Source organism: uncultured Subdoligranulum sp. (assembly GCF_937890665.1).
Map to the genome: position 1 here is coordinate 1 of NZ_CALADU010000049.1, position 18,949 is coordinate 18,949.

Below are 18,949 nucleotides of genomic sequence, written 5' to 3' on the forward strand. Positions count from 1 at the left end.
CTTCCTGTCGGCCCGGTTCAACCTGCACCGCAACTATGCCGAGCATTACCTGAACAAGGGCGATTTGACCAACCGGGACATCAACCACATTCTGGCAGCCATCGATCCCAGCAAAAAGACCGCCTTTGACGCGGCCTACGCCGACAAGCTCTACACCGAATACCGCAACCGCCGTATCGACGACGAGGCGGCCATCGCCAGCCTGCAAAAGGCCTTCGGCGGCAAACGGGTGCTGGTGCTGGCCCCCGGCGCTACGCTGGCCAGCGAAGCCGGCCTGGCTGCCGTGACCGGTGCCGAGGCAGACGTGACGGTATCGGCCAACTTTGTCCCGGACTTTGTACAGCCCGGGTACGCCTTCTTCACCAACGCCAAGCGCTTTGACGAGGAAGCCGCCTATCCCTGCCCGCTGATCCTGACCAGCAACCTGCGGGCCGATGCTTCGGCCACCGTGGTGAACTATGACCGGCTGGCCGGCACCGATGCGCAGGGCGGCAACAGCGTACTGATGCTGCTGCGACTGCTGCGGCTTTGCGGTGCGGCGGAAGTCTTGCTGGCCGGCGCCGATGGTTACCGTCCCGGAACCCCTGCTTATGCCGATGCCGGCCTGCACACCCACACGGGACGGGGCGCGGCTTACAACGCCCAGATGGCGGGCGCTATCCGGGCGGCCGGACTTCCGGTACGCTTTTTGACCCCCAGCGAATACGAAAGGGCTTAACGCATGATCCGTGTATTGGTTTTGGATGTAGACGGCACGCTGACCGACGGCGGCATCTACTACGATTCGACCGGCAATGAACTGAAAAAATTTGCCGCGAAGGACGGCGCCGGGCTGCTCATTGCCCGGGCCGCAGGCATTCGGGTGGTGATCTGCACCGGCCGGGAGTGCGAGGCGGTGCGCCGCCGTGCCGCCGACCTGAAGATCACCGACGTATACCAGAACGTGGGCCGCAAGGCTCCCTTCTTGCAGAAATTCTTTGCAGAGAACGGCTATACCAAAGAAGAGATCGCCTACTGCGGCGATGATGTGAACGATTTGGCCGCCATGGCCCTGTGCGGCTTTGTGGCCTGCCCAGCCGATGCCTCGGACTTGATTCAGGCGCGGGCGGACTATATCTGCCCCCAGCGCGGCGGTTACGGTGCCGTGCGCGGCGCGGTGCAGAAAATCTTGGAGGAAGATGGCCGCTGGAAGGATGCCGTAGAGGCAGCCTTCGGTGTGACCATCGATTGAAGCGGAGGGATTGTATGCCGGGGCGCGCCCAAACCAAACCAACCCACAAGCCGCTGCTCTATGCGCTGGGCACGCTGGCCGTACTGCTGGCCCTGTCTGTGCTGGTGTGGCTGGCCATTGTGCGCCCACAGCTGGGCAAGGGGCGTTCGGAATCCATCAGCGACGATTACAGCGCCTCCACCATCTTACAGGACGGCCAGACCGCCAGCCAGACCTTTACCTTTGACAACGATCTGCTGGCTATCGGCATGGAATTTTATCTGCCGGGCGGCCAGCCTTCCGGCACGCTGGAGCTGGTGCTCTCTGACGCCGACACCGGTGAGGAACTGGCCCGCTCTACCGGCGTGATGGAATACATCGTGCCCGACCAGTACACCGTGCTGGGGTTGGACCAAGCTGTGACAGGGACCGCCGGACGGCGGTATCGCCTTTCCCTGACGCCCCACTATACGGGCAGTGAAGTGCTGGCCTTGGGCCACAGCAGCGGTGTGGCCCTGTGGCAGGATCCCATGGCGGTGGACGGGTCCCCGGTGGACGGTACCATGGCCTTGCAGGTGACCTATCAGCGGATCGGCGGGTATCTGACCCGGTTCTTTTTGCTGATCTGCGGTTTTGCCGCCCTGTTGGCCGCGTTTACCGTCTGGGCCGTCACCAGCCGCCGGGTCGGGCTGCCCCGTCTGGTCTTTGTGCTGGTACTGGGGCTGGGGGTGCTCTACTCCTTTGTACTGCCCCCTTACGCAGCCCCTGATGAAAAATACCACATCAACCAAAGCTTTACCCTCGCCAGCCGGTGGGCCAACCTCTTCTCGGACGAGGACTGGCAGATGGGTCATGTCCCCATTACCACCAGCTTCCGCCGCCCAACCGATGTGGACCCCACCTTGCAGGATGAAAACACCACCGTGTTTACCTGGCAGGAGTTCACCGGCACCCTCTTTACCACCACCGATGCCGCCTTTGACAGCCATCAGGAATACGCCGAGTTGCAGACCGACCAGAATCCTCTGTTGTATCTGGTCAGCGGCGGCGCGGTATTTCTAGCCTATCTCTTGCATCTGGGCTTTACCCCTGCTCTGGCGCTGGGACGATTGGCCAATCTGCTGCTCTTTGCGGCGTTGGCCGCCTATGCGGTGCGGGTGGCGCCCTTCGGCAAACGGGTATTCGCCGCTGTGGCCTTGCTGCCTATGACGCTGCATCTGGCTGCCAGCTTTAGCCGGGACGCCCCGTTGTTGGGGTTCTGCTTTGCCTTTACGGCCCTGCTGCTGGACGCCGCCTTTGGGCCGGACCCCCGGCAAGCCCTGCGCCCCACTCGGTTGGGGATGCTGCTGGGTACCGGCGTACTGCTGGCTCCCGGCAAATTGGTATACCTGCCGTTGGCGGCACTGGTTTGTCTGGTCCCCAATCTGCGGTTGGGCCGTCATGGCAAGGCCAAGAAAGCGATCTATCTGGCAGCCTGCGTGGCTTTGGCGCTGGTGTTGAATACCGGCGTGCTGACTTCTGTCACCGGGACTTCTACCGAAACGGATTCCACCGTTTCGGTACAGACCGAGGCAGCCCCCACTGCGGTCAATCCCCTCTCGGCACGTCCTGAAAAGGCACGTCCCACCGAACCGGACACCGCTTACGAGGCCGTGATCTGCGGGGACAATACACTAGAGAATTACGTCCGGCGGCTCTATTATTATGTAGAGGACAACCGCGACCCCGCCCAGAGCGAGGTAGATTTCTGGGTAGAAGCCCTTGCAGAGGGGGATGTTTCCCCGGTAACACTGGGACAGAGCTTCCTTTTCAGCGCCGCTCGGATCGACAGCTATACCGACGGCACAGACACGTTGTCCCGGATCTCGCTGGCCTTGCTGGGGCAAGATCTTTCTCAAGACCCTTCTCTGGTTGGCTACTATGACGAGGGCGGTGCCCTGTTGGTCTACAAAGTCGTTTACAGTCTGGATAGCTGCACCCAGCGTTTTGCCGAACTGGGTCTGGAACCCGGTGTGATGGATGACCGCATGCCGCTGGACCGGCAGACGCTGGCCGCTGAAATCGAAGCCGCCCGGGCCACCCGGGCCACCCAAAGCGTCACCGACGAGGCAGACCGCATCACCTACACGCCGGGCTACATCCTGACCCATCTGCCCGACACGGTGCTGCTGTTGGTGCGTTCCGCCGTGGAAAACGGCGACCACTACCTGCGCACGCTGGTGGGCGGCAGCCTGAGCTACTACTCGCTGGATTTGGCCTGGGGTTGGGTGGTCCTGCTCTACCTGCTGCTGCTCTTTGCCGCACTGCCGGTGGAGGGGCAACCCCTTTTGCCCGCCGGATGGGGCCGCTTGTGGTGTGCCTTAGCCGGGGTGCTCTGCTGCTTATTGGCGGTAGCAGGCTGTCTGTTGTGGACTCCCACCTACTATGACACGCTCTACGGCTTGCAGGGCCGTTACTTCCTGCCGGTGCTGCCCCTCCTGTTGGTGGTGGGACTGCCCCGACGGATAGCCCGCATTGCCGATGAAGGGACTGCCACCGCCCAGTTGATGGGTGCACTGGCACTGGTACAGTTTGGTGTTTTGATGAATAGCATGCTGGCCGTCATCGCAAGATAACGGCGAGGGAACATTCTTATGACCTTCTGTTTTTTTACCGCACAATACCTGCCCACCCCGGGCGGTGTAGAGCGCTATACCTGGAATTTGGCGCGGCGCTGTGTGGCGGCGGGCCATCGGGCCTTGATCGTCACCAGTGCCCTGCCGGGGCAGCCTGCCCGGGAGCAGGACGCCGACGGGCTGGAGATCTACCGGCTGCCCGCCTTTCCCGTAATGGGGGGGCGGTTCCCGGTACTGCGTCCCCTGCCCCCTACCTCCGATTTGTGGGCCCAGTCCATTGATTTTGCCGTGATCCAAACCCGAATGTACACCCAGAGTGTCTGGGCGGCCCGGCAGTGCAAACGCCGGGGCATTCCGGCGCTGGTCATCGACCATTCCACCGGCTATATGATGCATGGGGGACTGGGTAGTGTACTGGGGCGCTGGTATGAACATCTGGCCTGCGGTCTGATCCGCCGATGCGGTTTCCCCTTCTACGGCGTGTCTGCCGATGTCTGCCGCTGGCTGCGCACCTTTGGCATTACCGCTGCGGGCACGCTGCCCAACGCCGTGGACCCCGAGGAGCTGACCGCGCTGGCCGAAGCCGAGCCCCACACCGATTGGCGCACCACGCTGCAGGTGCCGCCCCAAGGGCATTTGATCGCCTTTGTAGGCCGTCTGATCCCCGAAAAGGGCGCCTTGCCGCTGGCGCAAGCTGTGGCACAACTGCCGGGGTGCGTACTGGCCATCGCCGGTACCGGTCCGCAAGAGGCTGCGCTGCGGGATTTGGGCGGCCCGGTGCGAGTGCTGGGGCCGCTGCCCCACCCCCAGATCGTACAACTGCTGCGGCAGGCCGATTGTTACTGCCTACCCACCGAATATGCCGAGGGCTTTCCCACCACCCTGCTGGAGGCGGCGGCCTGCGGCTGTCCCATTGTCTGTACCCACACCGCCGGCACAGGGGAACTGTTGCCCGGGGCGGAGTATGCCGCCTATCTGGACGACATCCAGCCCGACACGTTGGCTGCCACGCTGCGCACCGTGCTGGACCACCCCGAAGAAGCCCGTGCCCGCGCCCGCCGCGCCGAGGAGAATCTGCGCGCCCACTTTACATGGCAGGCGGTCTTTGCTACAATGATGAAAACGGCGCAGGACGCTCGGCAAGAGCGTTAAAAGGAGTTAAGATGTCGAAATTGCTCATCGTGATCCCCGCCCACAACGAGGAGGACAACATCGTACAGGTGGTGGAAAACCTGACCCACCATTACCCCGAGTACGATTATGTGGTCGTCAATGACGGCAGCCGGGACAAGACGGCTGCCATCTGCCGGGCCCACGGCTATCGACTGATCGACCTGCCCATCAATTTGGGATTGGCCGGGGCCTTCCAGACCGGGCTGCGCTATGCGGCAGAAAACGGCTATGACTGTGCCATGCAGATGGATGCCGACGGCCAGCACAAGCCGGAATACATCGCCCCCATGCTGGCGGCACTGGAGGAAGGTAACGACATCGTCATCGGCAGCCGGTTTTTGACCGTGAAAAAACCCAAAACCCTGCGGATGCTGGGCAGCTACATCATCAGCTGGTCCATCCGGCTGACCACCGGTCGGGCCATCTGTGACCCGACCAGCGGCATGCGGATGTTCAACCGCGCTATGGTAGAAGAATTTGCCCAGAACCTGAACTACGGACCGGAACCCGATACCCTCAGTTATCTGATCAAAAACGGTGCCACCGTCAAGGAAGTACAGGTGGAGATGGGGGAACGCACCGCCGGGCAAAGCTACCTGAATTTGTGGAACAGCATCCAGTATATGATCAAGATGTCTTTCTCGATCCTGTTGATTCAATGGTTCCGCAAGCGCGACACCGAGACCCCCTATCCCGAAAGGAGCCTGTGACATGGTCGATCAAACGCTTATCCGCATCTGCCTGATTTTGGGCAGCCTGCTCACGGCAGGCTTTGTACTGCGGCGGGTCCGGCTGGCCAAAGTCCAGATCGAGGACACCATTTTCTGGCTGGTGTTCAGCGCCGCTTTGCTGATTTTGGCCATCTTCCCCGGCATCGCCTACTGGGCAGCCGATTTGTTGGGCTTTATGAGTCCCATCAATTTTGTCTACGTAGTCATCATCTTCCTGCTGCTGGTCAAGCAGTTTTTCATGTCCATCCGGCTAAGCCAACTGGACAGCAAGGTGCGGATGCTCACCGAGCAGGTCGCCCTGAATCAGGAAAAGGTGGAACGCGACAAATTGGATTTGTAATCTACGACTAACTGTGGTATAATATATTTTTAAGAAAGAGTAACGAGCGAAAGAAGGTTTCCGCCATGGCATATACCCCGAAATTGACCTACAAAGGCCGCCCGCTGGTGCGCTGCGGCAATGACATCTACTACGGTTCTATGACTGACCCGTACATCGTCTACCTGCAGGTACTGAACAACCGGGAGGAAAACGGCGTTCAGGTGGCCGACAAGGTCCATCTGGTGCTGCTCTCTACCGATGACTCCAAGCCGCTGCCGGAACGCATTGTTCGGCAAGCCAACCGCGTTGGTCTGTTCAACGCGCTGTCCTTCGGTGATATTATGCTGCAGAGTGCGCTGCAACAGAAAAAGTAACTCCCCTTCAGCAAAAAACGGGCAAGCCTTTTAAGGCTTGCCCGTTTTGTCGTTTACCGTCAATAGATGGGCTGATGCAGCAGATAAGCCGCCGTATAGGCTACGCTGCCCGCTGCCAAACAGATCCCTGTCACCGCCGTGCTCCGCGGGCGCCCCCGCAGCATAACAGCCAACCCTACCGGCAGCACAAACAAGGCGACCGCATACCGGGGTGCGCTCAACAGCCATGTGGCCCCCATGGTGAGCAGCAGGTAGGCCAGCCCGTACCCCAGCCAACTGGGCGGCAATTCCCGCGCCGCAGCCGCCAACAGGGCAAAAGCGAGCACGATGCAAACCACCGCCGTCAGGCAGATCCAGATGGCGGCACTCCGGTCACTTTGCCACCACTGGGCCAGATAGGAAAGATGATAGCGGATTGTTTCGGTGAACAATCCCAACCGTTGATGCCAATGTTCCCACTGGTAAACGCTGTACTGATTCCACCGCCCATAGACGAATTGATTCAGGGCGAAATAGCCTGCCAGCCCAAGGGCCGGCCCCCATAAGGCCGCCACCAGCCCCGGCGTCAGCCGCAGTTTCCGGGCCCGCCAGCGTTCCAACAGATGCAGCAGCGCCAACCCGGTAAGCAGAGCGCCGGGTGCCCGGCAAAGCCCTGCCAGCACGCCCAGCACCGCAGCACGGCCGCCATACCCCTGTTCCAAACACCATACGTACCAGACCGTCAGCGCCAAAAAGAGGCTTTCCGTCATCGGCATCCAGAAAAAGAAGGATGCGGGACTGATGAGGAGCAATACCAGCGCCCGCCAAGCCGTGGACGCTCCATACCGCCGCTCCGTCACCGCAAACAGACCGGTGCCTGCCAACGCGAAGAGCGGTAGCTGCACCACCAGCGCCAACACCCGGATATCCAGCCAACCAAAGGGGTTCAGCAGCCGCAGCAGCCATGGAAAGAGCGGGAAAAAGACGATCATCAAGTACTGTTCGGAAAACGCTTCCCCGGCACCGTACCCGTACCGGGCCAGATCCAGATAGTGACGGGCATCGGTATTACCGTAAAACAGGGCATCCAGCGCTTGTGCCAACGTGGCATAGGAGCCCTGGCTCCAGCCTATCCCTACCAACATTCCCTGCACTGCGGCCCCCACCAGCAGGCAGAGCAGCGCCGGCTGCCACAGCCTGCCGGGAAGCCCTTGCCTGCCGAAAGCAGGGTTTCGCCGGGGGCAAAGCGTACGCCATGCACACTGCCCCGCCCCCCATAGAAAGCAGCCCGCTGCCGCAAGGGGCAAAACGATCCGAAGAAGTTCCATCCACACCACCCTTTACCGCCGGATACAACAACAGCCCTTTGCGCGGAGCAAAGGGCTGTTGCCAAAAAACAGAGTTACTGATCCTGATTGTCGGGATCTTCGGGGGTCTCTTCCTCGGTGCCTTCCAGCTCAATGTCGAAGGCCGCGCCGCAGTTGGGGCAAACCAGCTCAGATTCCTGATCCAGCAGGGTTTCCTCATCCACGGTGGAGACAGCGCCGCAGTTGGGGCAGGTCACCTCGTAGAGGTCCTCGCCGTCTTCCTCGTCGTCCTCGTCCTCTTCCCCGTAGAGGTCTGCCACCAGATCGTCCAGATCCTGATCCAGCGTTTCCAGCTCGTCATACGCCTGATCCAGCGCGTTGTCGTGCTCGGTCACGGTGGCGGCCATCTCTTCCAGCAGGTCCATCATCGCTGCAATGACCTTGCCGTTCTTGGAAGCAGGGTCAAACTCCATACCGGTCATCAGGCCGCGGATGTAGGCGGCTTTTGCATTCAGGTCCATAGCCATAGTGCTTTTCCTCCGTTTGCTGTCTTCAAAAAAAGCCGGGCGCGGCGGTATGCCATGCCCGGCAGAGAAATCAGTTGACGCGCTCCATATACTCGCCGGTGCGGGTATCGATGCGGACTTTGTCGCCCTCGTTGATGAAGAGGGGCACACGGATCTCGGCGCCGGTCTCCACGGTGGCGGGCTTCAGGGTGTTGGTGGCAGTGTTGCCCTTGATGCCGGGCTCGGTGGCAGTGATCTCCAGCTCCACGAAGTTGGGAATTTCCACGCTGAACACCTTGCCCTTGTAGCTCAGCAGCTTGCAGGTGTCGTTCTCTTTGCAGAACTTGAAGTTCTCGGGCACATCAGAGGCGCTGACGGGGATATCATCGTAGGTCTCCACGTCCATGAAGTGGTACAGGCCGCCATCCTCGTAAGAATAGGTGACCTCTTTGCGCTCGATGAACGCCTGCGGGAACTTAGCGGTGGGGTTGTAGCTGGTTTCAACCACAGAACCGGTGATCACGTTCTTGGTCTTGGTGCGCACGAACGCGGCGCCCTTGCCGGGCTTGACGTGCTGGAACTCAACGACCTGAAGGACCTGGCCGTCCTGTTCGAAGGTAACGCCGTTGCGGAATTCGCCTGCAGAAATCATATAAAAATTCCTCCAATAATAGAATGGTACTACATAGCTATATTTATTTTACAGGATACTGCCTCTTTTTGCAAGGCCTGAGCTACGATTTTTGGGTAGTTTTCGCGATTTTTTTGTTCCCAAGGCCTTACAAAGCGGCATACGCCTGCGAAAGCTGCTGGGCATCCTCGGCCTGTGTGCCCGCCGACTCACAGATGATCGTCGGTGCCAGCCCCCGCTCCTTCAGCAGCGCCAGCAGCGGTGCATGGGGCGGGCCAAACTGGGTATCGGCAAAGGTCAGGTGGCACTTTTCCCCGCCTTTGGTATAGGCAATACGGGAAAAATGGGCGTGAAAGTGGGCCGCTCGCTCCGGTCCCAAGGTCTGCAGCTTGTCCAGCAGGGCGGCATAGTCGGTCGCCGCTGTGGCCTCGGCAAACTGGACGCCTTGGCTGCGGGCATAGAGATGACCGAAGTCAATGCAGGGGGTGATGCGCGGGTCCACGCTGCACAGGGCCAGCACCTCGTCCAACGTGCCCAGTTGGTTGACCTTGCCCATCGTTTCGGGGCAGAGGATGCAATCCTCGAACCCCGCCTCGTCACAGGCTTTCACCGCCCGTTCCATCGTATCGAGGGCCTTTTCCAGTGCTTCTTCCCGGCTCTGCTTCCCACAGGAACCGGAATGAAAGATCACGCGCCGTCCCCCCAGTGCTTTGACCAGCGCGCAGCTTTGCAGCAGATAGTCAATGCTATGCAGCCGCTTGTCCTCTTCCAGACTGGACATGCTGATATAGTAGGGCGCATGAACCGACAGTTGGATGTTTTGGGCGGCGCAGGCTTTGCCCAAGGCGTCCGCCTTGTCCAGCGCCAACCGCACACCACGGCCGCACTGGTACTCAAAAGCCGTCAGGCCGAACCCTGCCGTGAAGGCGGCAATCCCCTCAGGGTCGAAACGCTTGCCGGGATAGCTGTCCGACAGGCCCGCCGACCCAAAGCGCGGTGTCTCACTCATAGAGTTTGCCTCCTTTGCGGAAATAGCGGTGGATCCAGAAGGGTTCCAGCTTGCGCTTGAGCCGCACCCCCCGGGTCTTGTCGTGGGGGGTGCGGGGCAGCAAGAAGAGGCAGCGAATGCCGTACAGACCTGCCGCCATCCGGTCGGTGTAGATCTGGTCCCCCACCATCGCCATCTGGGCTTTGGTCACCCCCAGCCGCCGCCGGGCTACCATCAACCCGATGGGCAGCGGCTTGCAGGCCAACGGAACCCAGCCCAGACCGATGCGCTCGGCAAAGGGACGCACCCGCCGGGCCGTATTGTTGGAAACCACCGTCAGGCTGATGCCGGCCGCCTTCATCTCCTGCAGCCAAGCCTGCACACTGTCCTCCAGCACTTGGCTGCCGTCGCCGGTCAGCGTGTTGTCCACATCCAGCACCAGCGCTTGGATGCCCTGTTGGGCCAGAAACTCCGGGCGGATCGCTTCCACATTGCGAAAGATAAATTCCGGGGTCAGGATCATGGTACAGCTCCTTATACAAAAAGTGCAGACCCGCGCAAAACGCGGGCCTGCACAGTCGTTCTTTGTAAGCTAGCTTACTTAAACTTGCGCTTGCGGGCAGCCTCGGACTTCTTCTTGCGGCGCACAGACGGCTTCTCATAAGCCTCACGCTTGCGCACCTCGGCCAACACGCCGCTGCGGGCGGTGCTGCGCTTAAAACGGCGCAGAGCGCTCTCGAGGGACTCGCCCTCTTTGACACGGATCTCCGACATCTTCTTCCCTCCCTTGACCTGAGACAGGAGTTTGCCGGTCAAATACAATTAACCAGTAAACAAGATTATACTATATGGACCCCGTCTATGTCAACTGGGAAATGGGGCATAGAGCGTCGAATTTTTAATTTTTTAACATTTTTTCCGCTTTTCCACGAAAGTAGTTCAGCACACTGCATGCCACAACCAAAGTCCCCCATACAGCACCGGCTGGTGCAGCATATAGACCAGCAGCGTATGCCGCCCCACAAAAGCCAGCGGGCGCAAGCCCCGAGGGGCCAACCCCTGCCGGGGCCGCCACAACCGAGCCAGAAACAACCCGCACCAAAACAAAAACAGCCACGGAATCAGCGGGAAGTAATCGGCCGAGGAAAAACGAGTCAGGTCCGGCAAGCCCAGCCAAAACAGGTTGGGACGATACCAAGCCGTCGGCAGCGGGCAGAGGCGCACCCCCTCAAACCCCAGATACCCTTCCGGCACCTGATTGGTCAGCAGGAACAAAAGGGCGCATACCGCCAGCCCCCATCCTGCCGGGCAGCGCTGCAGCAACGGCGCCACCAGACAACTGAGCAGCACGGCGGCGGCGTTAAGATGCAGCACCCCGAACCAGATGGATTCTTCCGGCAGAAACCCTACCGTAACCACCGTGAGAATCGCCGCACAGCCCGCCACCAACAGACCGTTTTTCAGCGGGCGCCGGGCCAGCGTGAAGCTGTACCCCGACAGCAGGATAAAACTCCAACAGATATATTGCTGCCACAGGTGACACCCCGGCGACCAGATATCGTACCAGCCACCGGTATGGCCGAATACATACACCCAATCGTACAACGCATGGTAGGCCAGCATGTTGACAAGAGCCGCCCCGCGCAGCACGTCCAGCAGCCACAGACGTTTTGCGGTCATCTCTCCCCTGCCCTTTCCTAAATTTTACAGTTTATTCATTGTAGCACATTGGCCATCTGGTTGCAATCATCGGCATTTTGCGGTAAAATTTAGTGTGGATCACAAGGATTGGGGAGAAGTATATGAAGCAGATTCGTCTGATCGCACTGGATCTGGACGGAACGGTGTTCAACGACCAAAAAGAGATTACGCCGCGCACCTTAGCGGCCATCCAAGCAGCCCTGCAAAAGGGGGTGGCGGTCCTGCCCGCTACCGGACGCACCGTGACCGGTGTGCCCACTCAGTTTACCGACATTCCCGGCGTGCGGTATGCCCTGACCTCCAACGGCGCGTCGGTGGTGGATCTGCAGACCCACGAAAAACTGGTCAACCTGCCCTTTGAGGCCTCGCTGGCCGAACGGGCCTACGATGTGGTGGCCCCCTTTGGCGGCATCCTGAGCATCTTCATCGATGGACAGAGCTACACCACCCGGGCCAACGCCCAAACCAGCTTGGAGATGGTGCCCGCTAACCTGCGCAAATATTTCCGCACCTCCCGCATTGAAGTGGAGGACATGCACCGCACGTTACAGGACCATAAAGACGAGATCGAAAAGTTCAGCATGATGTATGCTACCGAGGAAATCCGCGACCGGGCTTGGCAGGCGGTGATGCAGGCCTGTCCCGAGGTGGAGATCACCTCCAGTCTGGAGCGGAACATGGAGCTGAATGCCCCCGGTGTCAGCAAAGGCCCCGGCCTGATGGCACTGGCCAAGCGGCTGGGGCTGACCCGCGAGGAAGTCATGGCCGTGGGCGATTCGGGCAATGACCACACGATGGTAGAAATGGCAGGTCTTGGGGTGGCTATGGAAAACGCCACCGAGGAGATCAAAGCCGTGGCCGACGTGATCACCGCCGACAACAACCACGACGGTGTGGCCTTGGCGATTGAAAAATACGTATTGTAATATTCAAAATAAATAGTACAAGAGGTATACGCGATGAAAAATGTATTGGTAGGACAGTCCGGCGGCCCCACCGCCGTCATCAACTCCAGTCTGGCCGGCGTCTACGAAACCGCCAAGGCCTGCGGCGCCCCCCATGTGTACGGCATGCAGTACGGCATCGAGGGTGTTCTGGAAGGCAAGATCGTTGATCTGGACACGGTACTGGCCGACAAGATGGACATTGAACTGCTCAAGCGCACCCCTTCCAGCTTCTTGGGAAGCTGCCGTCACAAGCTGCCCGATCCGTCGGTGGATGAACGGCCGTATCGTCAGCTTTTCGACCTGTTTGCCCAGTATGACATCGGCGCAGTGTTCTACATCGGCGGCAACGATTCGATGGACACCATCGCCAAATTGTCGGACTACGGCCAGACCCTGAACAGCGAGATCCGCTTCATCGGGGTGCCCAAGACCATCGACAACGATCTGATGCTCACCGACCACACCCCCGGCTACGGCAGCGCCGCCAAATATATTGCCACTATTTTGAAGGAAGTCATCTGCGATTCCAGCGTCTACGACCTGCGCAGCGTGACGGTGGCCGAAATCATGGGCCGTCATACCGGTTGGTTGGCGGCAGCCGCCAGTCTGGCCGCCGGGCCGGATTGCAGCGGTCCCGACCTGATCCTGCTGCCCGAGCGTCCCTTTGACGAGAACGCCTTCTTGGCCCGGGTTGCGGAGCTGGAAAAAGAGCGCCACAACGTCATCATCGCTGTCAGCGAGGGTGTCAAAAATGCCGACGGTGTTTTCCTTTGCGATCTGGTCTCCACCGCCGGGCAGTTGGATGCCTTCGGTCACAAGGCGATCCTCAGCGGTACCAGCCGGTATCTGGCTGAGCTGATCCGGGTGCGGTTGGGCTGCAAGACCCGTGCCATTGAGTTTTCCACCCTGCAGCGCTGCGCCAGCCATCTAGCCAGCCGCACCGACATCACCGAGGCCTATCAGGTGGGCGGCGCCGCTGTGGAGGCGGCCATGCGGGGCGAGACCGCCAAGATGTGCGCCATCAAGCGGTTGAGCGACCAGCCCTACCGCGTCAAAACCGAGATGGTGGATGTAAAGCAGGTTGCCAACTTTGAGAAGAAGGTCCCCGACGAATGGATCTCTGCCGACGGCATGCATGTCAACGAACACTTTGAGCGCTATGCCCGTCCGCTGATTCAGGCCGAGCTGACCCCCATCTATATCAACGGCGTGCCTCGTCATATCCATCTGGGATAAACCGTCGGTTGGGCAGGCTGCCCGCAGCACCGCAATTTTTGCAAAGTTCTTTTCTGATTTTGCCGTGAAATGCAGCAACATAGTTCCATCATACGGAACATTCGTCCCGGTGTCCCGGAAGGGCCCTCGAACGCGTTCCACAAGATGGAACGCAAAGTTTCACAAATAAACGCGCTTTTTTTCGGCAACTCCTGCAATAGCCAAAACCTTTGCCGCATGGTACACTGAGTATGACAAAATCAGTGCGCCATGCGGCTTTTTTTGTGGGCCCTCCGGCGCAACCTTACAAAAAATGCAGGAGGATTATTATGGCAAAAAATGCGATCGTCGGTCAATCCGGCGGCCCCACCTCGGTCATCAACGCCAGCTTGGCCGGCGTATATGAGAGCTGCAAGCGCCGCGGCGCCAACAAGGTGTACGGAATGCTTCATGGCGTGGCGGGCTTGCTGGAACGCCGTACCTGCGTGCTGGACGACACCCTCCGCAGCGCGTTGGACATCGAACTGCTCAAGCGCACGCCTTCCAGCTATCTGGGTAGCTGCCGCTATAAACTGCCCGACTGGCATACCCCCGAGGGTGAAGCCGTCTACCTGCATTTGTTTGAAATCCTGAAAGAGCTGAACATCGGCTACTTCTTCTACATCGGCGGCAACGACTCGATGGATACCATCGGCAAACTGGCCGACTATGGCGCCCACATCGGCAGTGACATCCGCTTTATGGGCGTCCCCAAGACCATCGACAACGACCTGATGGTTACCGACCACACCCCCGGCTACGGCAGTGCTGCCAAGTACATCGGCGTGGTGATGAAGGAGATCATCCGGGATGCCACGGTTTACGGCACCAAGTATGTCACCATCGTGGAGATCATGGGCCGCAACGCCGGTTGGCTGACCGCTGCCGCTGCGCTGGCCAAGGCGGAGGACTGCGAGGGGGTAGACATGATCTGCCTGCCGGAAGTTCCCTTCAACGTGGACCACTTTGTGGAAAAGGTGGAGCGGATGCAGAAAGAGAAACCCTCCATCGTCATTGCGGTGTCGGAAGGCGTCAAGCTGGAGGATGGCCGCTATGTCTGTGAGTTGGCCGATGATGTCCACGCGGTGGACGCTTTCGGTCACAAGACCCTGACCGGTACGGCCCGCTTCTTGGCCAATACGGTGGCTCGTCGTCTGGACACCAAGACCCGCTGCATCGAGCTTTCCACCCTGCAGCGCTGCGCCGGACATCTGACCAGCCGTACCGACATCACCGAAGCCTATCAGGTGGGCGGCGCGGCCGCCAAGGCCGCCTTCGAAGGTCACACCGGCGAGATGGTGGCGCTGGACCGAATTTCCAACAATCCGTACCAGTGCGGTACCAGCCTGCACCCCATTTCGGAAGTGGCCAATCTGGAAAAGAAAGTGCCGTTGGAGTGGGTCAATGCCGATCATACCGGAATGACCAAGGAGTTCATCTCCTACGCAATGCCGCTGATCCAGGCCGAATTGACGCCAATTTACGTCGAAGGCCTGCCTCATCATATTTACCTCCCAGAAGCCTGAGTAACGCCGGGCGCAAAAGAACCCCGCAGGAATTTTCCTGCGGGGTTCCTTTGTATTCCTTAATAAAAACCGAAGCTGGGCAAAATTTGCAATATGTTAGCCCACCATGCGGGAATGGGCAGTCCCGACAAGGCCGGATAGTAGCAGGCAAACAAAACCGCCGACACGACACAGAGGCCGATTCCCAGCCGTTTGGCCAGACGCTCTCGCCGGATGCGGGAAAGCATCAGCGCGATCGCCGCCAGACAGAACATCGAACTGGGGAAATAGTGATACAAGAAGGTACAGCGGGTGACCAGCATCCAAGGGATCAACTGGGTGGCATAGAGGATCAGCACCCCGGCCCCGGCCCGGCTGCCCCGGTTGCTGATCTGGTGCCAGAAGAGGACCAGCAGACTGGCCAAGCCCGCCAGCCAGATCACCGGACCGCCCAGCCCGGCAATGCTGCCTTTCAGGCCGTCGGCCAGATGGGTGTTCTGGTAGTACCACACCGGGCGCAACCCCAACAGCCAAGTGTACCAGCGGCTTTCAAAGGGATGGGTCGCTTCCAACCCGGAATGGTATTCGTACATCGAAACTTGGCACTGCCACCAATCCCCCAGACTGAACCCAGCGTCCCGCCACCAGTAAGGCAGATAGGAGGCAATGTACAAGCAGAGAGGCAGCAGGATATAGAACAGTACGCCCCCGATGGCCGCTGTACGGAATTCGGCGGCAAAACCGGGTTGCTGCTGCCGCCAACGGGCATAGAGTACCCCCAAATAGAGGACTGCCAACCCGGCCCCGGCGTAGATACCGGTCCACTTGGCAGCGCAGCCCAACCCAAAGGCTACCCCGCCCAACACCATGGGCAGCAGCGAGTGATTGACGCCCTTTTGCAGCACGCTTTGGCAGTACCACAACATGAAATAGGCGCCCAGCAGAATGAAGAAGGTGCCATAGATATCAATGGTCGCGATCCGGCTTTGGGCAAACCGCATAAAGTCCAGTGCCAGCAGCACACCGGCCACCGCACCGATCCACCGTTTGCGGGTCAGTCGGCGGGCAAAACACCACGCCAGCGGCACCAACAACACGCCGAACAGCGTACCGGAGAACCGCCAGCCAAAACCGGTCATGCCAAAGAGCGCAATGCCCACCATGATCAGGTCTTTGCCCAGCGGCGGGTGGGTCGTTTCGTACACCCGCAGCCGATGGAGCTGCTCATAGCCGGTGCGGCCGTGATAGATCTCATCAAAATACATGCTATTGAGCTGGCTGATCGTATCCGGCACCTCTGCCTGTTCGTCAAACAAGGCCCCGCCGCCGGTGACCGGCAGCAAATTGCCATCCCCGTCCCGGAAGGCTAGCTCAAACAGTTGGGCATTCTCCACCGTAATGGTAACGGTCTCCCCTGCTGCCACCGGCAGACGGCTTTCGCTCCAACTGAAGCAGGTGGAATACCCCAGTTCCTGTACCAACAGCACCGTCCCCTGCTCGTCGGTCACCTTGAGGCTGCCGCCGTAAGAGATGCCCGGGTAGCTCCACAGATAGACTGCGTTGCCTTCCACCGTAACCGTTTCGGTCAGGATCGTATCGGTGGCGTCCAGCGGATTTTGGGGCGCCGTGGTATCCCCCAAGTAGGTAAAACTCAACACCGCCGTGGCTGCCGTAAGGCCCAGCAGGCCCCACCATTCCCAGCGCCGCCAGCGGGGCTGTTCCGCCGGGATCGGCTCCGGTGCGTCGCTCCGCTGGGGCAGCGGCAGTCCATGACCGTGAAGGGCGATGTCCCACACGGCAAAGAACAGCATGACAAAGCAGACCGTCTCGGCCAGACCCACCAGCACTGCCACACTGGAACTGGTGGCACTGGTCAGCCATTCATCTTCGGTACCGGCCAGCGAATAGACGGTGGCCAGATTGAGGAACCCGGTAAGGGACAAACCGAACCCTGCCGCATACAGGCGGATATCATTCCAACGGGCCGCCGCCAAAAGGGTCAGCAGCACACCGGGCACCATATAGCGTTCATGCATACAATGGCCGAAGGTGAATACGCCCAATTCATAGTAAGCGGCCAGCAGCAGCGGCGAGAAGCTCCCCGCCCGCACACTGCGCATAGCAAACAGCACCAGCCCGCCGGTGACCACCAGAATCAGGAACCACCCCAGCGTATGCCAACTGATACCAAAGGGCGCAGCATCCTGCAGCGGCGCCCAGTTGCCCCCCAATGCCGTAAGCCAGTTAAAGGCGTTGATGGAGGCGTAGGGATACCCCGAAACGGTACCGGAATATTTTTCCAACAGCGAGGGGATCAGGTCCCGCACACCATAAAAAGGGATTCCCGCTGCCAACGGCGGCACCAGCGCCACCGCAGCGCCCCCAAAGCAGCGCAGGAAAGCCCGGAAACGGTTTTCCTCCTGCACAATGGCCACCAGAAAACAGACCGCCAACACCGGCCCAAAGAGCAAGGCTTGCGGCTTGATGGCCAACGCCACCCCATACCAGAAGGCAGCAGGCAGATACCGCCGCTTTTCCAACAGCAGAAAGCAGAGCAGAATGGGCAGAGAAAAAGCGCCGTCGATCTGTTTCCAGATGCCGGTATCGAAGAGCAGCAGCGGATTGAAGGCCGTAAAGGCCGCCAGCAACAGCGGGCCGCAGCTGTCCGGCATGGCCGTCTTGGCCACCCGCCAAACCAGCCATGCAGCAGCGGCATCGCAAAGGCTGGGCACCACCGCCAACAGCAGATAAGTCACCGGCGATTCATAAGGGATGGATAAGGCGGCGCGAAGCAGCCCCACTATCCCCAGCACAAACAGATAGCCGGGCGGATAATCGGCAAAATATCCCTCGCTGTAAAACGCAGCAGGGCCTTGGGCAGCCATCTTGTCCCCCCAAGCCACAAAGCAGCTCATATCATAGGGGTAGCCCTCCGTCACAAGGGCCAGCACCAACCGCAGCACCACAGCGCCCAGCAGTATCCACCGCAAGGTACGAAGTTCAGATTGTTTGTATGATACTTTCATCGGCAATAACAAGGGGGGCCATCCCCGTGCCTGCGCCCTTGTTGCCTTGGGGCAGGCACGCAGGTATGGCCCCTACGTTGATCCTTTACAGTTTCGCGATTTTGGGGCCCTGCGCGGTGTCGGTCACGCTCCAACCCATCTCGGTCAGTTGGGCGCGGATGGCATCGGCTTTCGCCCAGTCTTTGGCCTTCTTGGCCGCAGCACGCTCCTCTACCAGCGCGGTGACTTCCGCCGGGACCTCGTCCTTCTTCTTGCGATTGTACAGCAGACCCAGCACCCCGGTCAGTTCGTCAAACACCTTGGCCGCCTGCTCCAGCGTGGCTTTGTCGGAGCCGTCGGACAGCGTGTTGATGTCCTTGACAAACTCAAAGATCGCAGCCAGCGCATCGGGGGTGTTCAGGTCGTCGTCCATGGCCGCCTTGAACTTGGTGCGGGCTTCCTCGCTCTTGGCCACCAACGTCGTGTCGGTGCCGTGGGCGTGCTCGATGGCAAAGTCCAGATTGTCGCGGCAGGTGTAGAGCCGTTCCAAACTATTCTTGCAGCTTTCGATCAGCTCCACCGTGTAGTTCAGCGGCATACGGTACCCTGCCGTCAGCATAAAGTAGCGGATCGGCTCGTAACCGTACTTGTCCGCGATCTCCCGCACCGTAAAGAAGTTGCCCGCACTCTTGGACATCTTC

The 18,949-nt window shown here is 59.9% G+C and carries 18 protein-coding genes and 1 pseudogene; 10 read left to right on the forward strand and 9 right to left on the reverse strand.

The window, feature by feature from the left end:
* From Q0526_RS02740 to Q0526_RS02770, 7 genes and pseudogenes are all read left to right on the forward strand, one after another.
* Positions 1 to 718 (forward strand): annotated as a pseudogene (locus Q0526_RS02740) (hypothetical protein); the annotation flags it as partial.
* 3 nt (positions 719 to 721) lie between these two features.
* Entirely contained in the window at positions 722 to 1,231 is a 510-nt protein-coding gene (locus tag Q0526_RS02745; protein ID WP_298730629.1) for an HAD hydrolase family protein, read from the forward strand.
* Between the two features lie 14 nt (positions 1,232 to 1,245).
* Positions 1,246 to 3,825, forward strand: coding sequence for a DUF2142 domain-containing protein (locus Q0526_RS02750; protein WP_298730631.1), 2,580 nt, complete (start codon positions 1,246 to 1,248; stop codon positions 3,823 to 3,825).
* 18 nt (positions 3,826 to 3,843) lie between these two features.
* Positions 3,844 to 4,977: a glycosyltransferase family 4 protein gene (locus Q0526_RS02755; RefSeq protein WP_298730633.1), complete on the forward strand. Its 1,134-nt coding sequence runs from the start codon at positions 3,844 to 3,846 to the stop codon at positions 4,975 to 4,977.
* Between the two features lie 11 nt (positions 4,978 to 4,988).
* Positions 4,989 to 5,708, forward strand: coding sequence for a glycosyltransferase family 2 protein (locus tag Q0526_RS02760; protein ID WP_298730635.1), 720 nt, complete (start codon positions 4,989 to 4,991; stop codon positions 5,706 to 5,708).
* A gap of 1 nt (position 5,709) precedes the next feature.
* Positions 5,710 to 6,069, forward strand: a complete 360-nt coding sequence (locus Q0526_RS02765; RefSeq protein WP_298730637.1) for a DUF2304 domain-containing protein — start codon at positions 5,710 to 5,712, stop codon at positions 6,067 to 6,069.
* A gap of 65 nt (positions 6,070 to 6,134) precedes the next feature.
* Complete coding sequence (locus tag Q0526_RS02770) at positions 6,135 to 6,425, forward strand: hypothetical protein (protein WP_298730640.1); 291 nt, start codon at positions 6,135 to 6,137, stop codon at positions 6,423 to 6,425.
* Between the two features lie 59 nt (positions 6,426 to 6,484).
* Here the strand turns inward: Q0526_RS02770 and Q0526_RS02775 are convergent, their stop codons facing one another.
* From Q0526_RS02775 to Q0526_RS02805, 7 genes are all read right to left on the reverse strand, one after another.
* On the reverse strand, positions 6,485 to 7,732 hold the full coding sequence (locus tag Q0526_RS02775) for a hypothetical protein (protein ID WP_298730642.1): 1,248 nt from the start codon (positions 7,730 to 7,732) through the stop codon (positions 6,485 to 6,487).
* Positions 7,733 to 7,806: 74 nt separating this feature from the next.
* Positions 7,807 to 8,238 (reverse strand): CD1247 N-terminal domain-containing protein, encoded by a 432-nt coding sequence (locus Q0526_RS02780; protein ID WP_298730644.1) that lies wholly within the window; start codon positions 8,236 to 8,238, stop codon positions 7,807 to 7,809.
* Positions 8,239 to 8,308: 70 nt separating this feature from the next.
* Entirely contained in the window at positions 8,309 to 8,869 is a 561-nt protein-coding gene (gene efp, locus Q0526_RS02785) for an elongation factor P (RefSeq protein ID WP_007047529.1), read from the reverse strand.
* A gap of 127 nt (positions 8,870 to 8,996) precedes the next feature.
* A complete protein-coding gene (locus Q0526_RS02790; RefSeq protein ID WP_298730646.1) occupies positions 8,997 to 9,857 on the reverse strand; it encodes a TIM barrel protein in 861 nt (286 codons plus the stop codon).
* Positions 9,850 to 10,359 (reverse strand): YqeG family HAD IIIA-type phosphatase, encoded by a 510-nt coding sequence (locus Q0526_RS02795; protein WP_298730648.1) that lies wholly within the window; start codon positions 10,357 to 10,359, stop codon positions 9,850 to 9,852. The genes Q0526_RS02790 and Q0526_RS02795 overlap by 8 nt, the downstream gene beginning before the upstream one ends.
* Positions 10,360 to 10,433: 74 nt before the next feature.
* On the reverse strand, positions 10,434 to 10,610 hold the full coding sequence (rpsU, locus tag Q0526_RS02800) for a 30S ribosomal protein S21 (RefSeq protein ID WP_040917814.1): 177 nt from the start codon (positions 10,608 to 10,610) through the stop codon (positions 10,434 to 10,436).
* A 165-nt stretch (positions 10,611 to 10,775) separates the two neighbouring features.
* Complete coding sequence (locus Q0526_RS02805) at positions 10,776 to 11,516, reverse strand: heparan-alpha-glucosaminide N-acetyltransferase (RefSeq protein WP_298730651.1); 741 nt, start codon at positions 11,514 to 11,516, stop codon at positions 10,776 to 10,778.
* A gap of 122 nt (positions 11,517 to 11,638) precedes the next feature.
* Here Q0526_RS02805 and Q0526_RS02810 point away from each other — a divergent pair, with 122 nt between their 5' ends.
* From Q0526_RS02810 to Q0526_RS02820, 3 genes are all read left to right on the forward strand, one after another.
* On the forward strand, positions 11,639 to 12,463 hold the full coding sequence (locus Q0526_RS02810; protein ID WP_298730653.1) for a Cof-type HAD-IIB family hydrolase: 825 nt from the start codon (positions 11,639 to 11,641) through the stop codon (positions 12,461 to 12,463).
* A gap of 33 nt (positions 12,464 to 12,496) precedes the next feature.
* Complete coding sequence (locus tag Q0526_RS02815; protein ID WP_298730656.1) at positions 12,497 to 13,720, forward strand: 6-phosphofructokinase; 1,224 nt, start codon at positions 12,497 to 12,499, stop codon at positions 13,718 to 13,720.
* 308 nt (positions 13,721 to 14,028) lie between these two features.
* Positions 14,029 to 15,264, forward strand: coding sequence for a 6-phosphofructokinase (locus Q0526_RS02820; protein WP_298730658.1), 1,236 nt, complete (start codon positions 14,029 to 14,031; stop codon positions 15,262 to 15,264).
* 59 nt (positions 15,265 to 15,323) lie between these two features.
* On the opposite strand, the gene Q0526_RS02825 is transcribed toward Q0526_RS02820, so the two are convergent.
* Together Q0526_RS02825 and Q0526_RS02830 are read right to left on the reverse strand one after the other, a co-directional pair.
* Positions 15,324 to 18,281, reverse strand: a complete 2,958-nt coding sequence (locus Q0526_RS02825; RefSeq protein WP_298730660.1) for a phospholipid carrier-dependent glycosyltransferase — start codon at positions 18,279 to 18,281, stop codon at positions 15,324 to 15,326.
* Between the two features lie 73 nt (positions 18,282 to 18,354).
* Positions 18,355 to 18,949, reverse strand: a 595-nt coding sequence (locus tag Q0526_RS02830; RefSeq protein ID WP_366522022.1) for a DALR domain-containing protein, incomplete at its 5' end; no start/stop codon positions are given.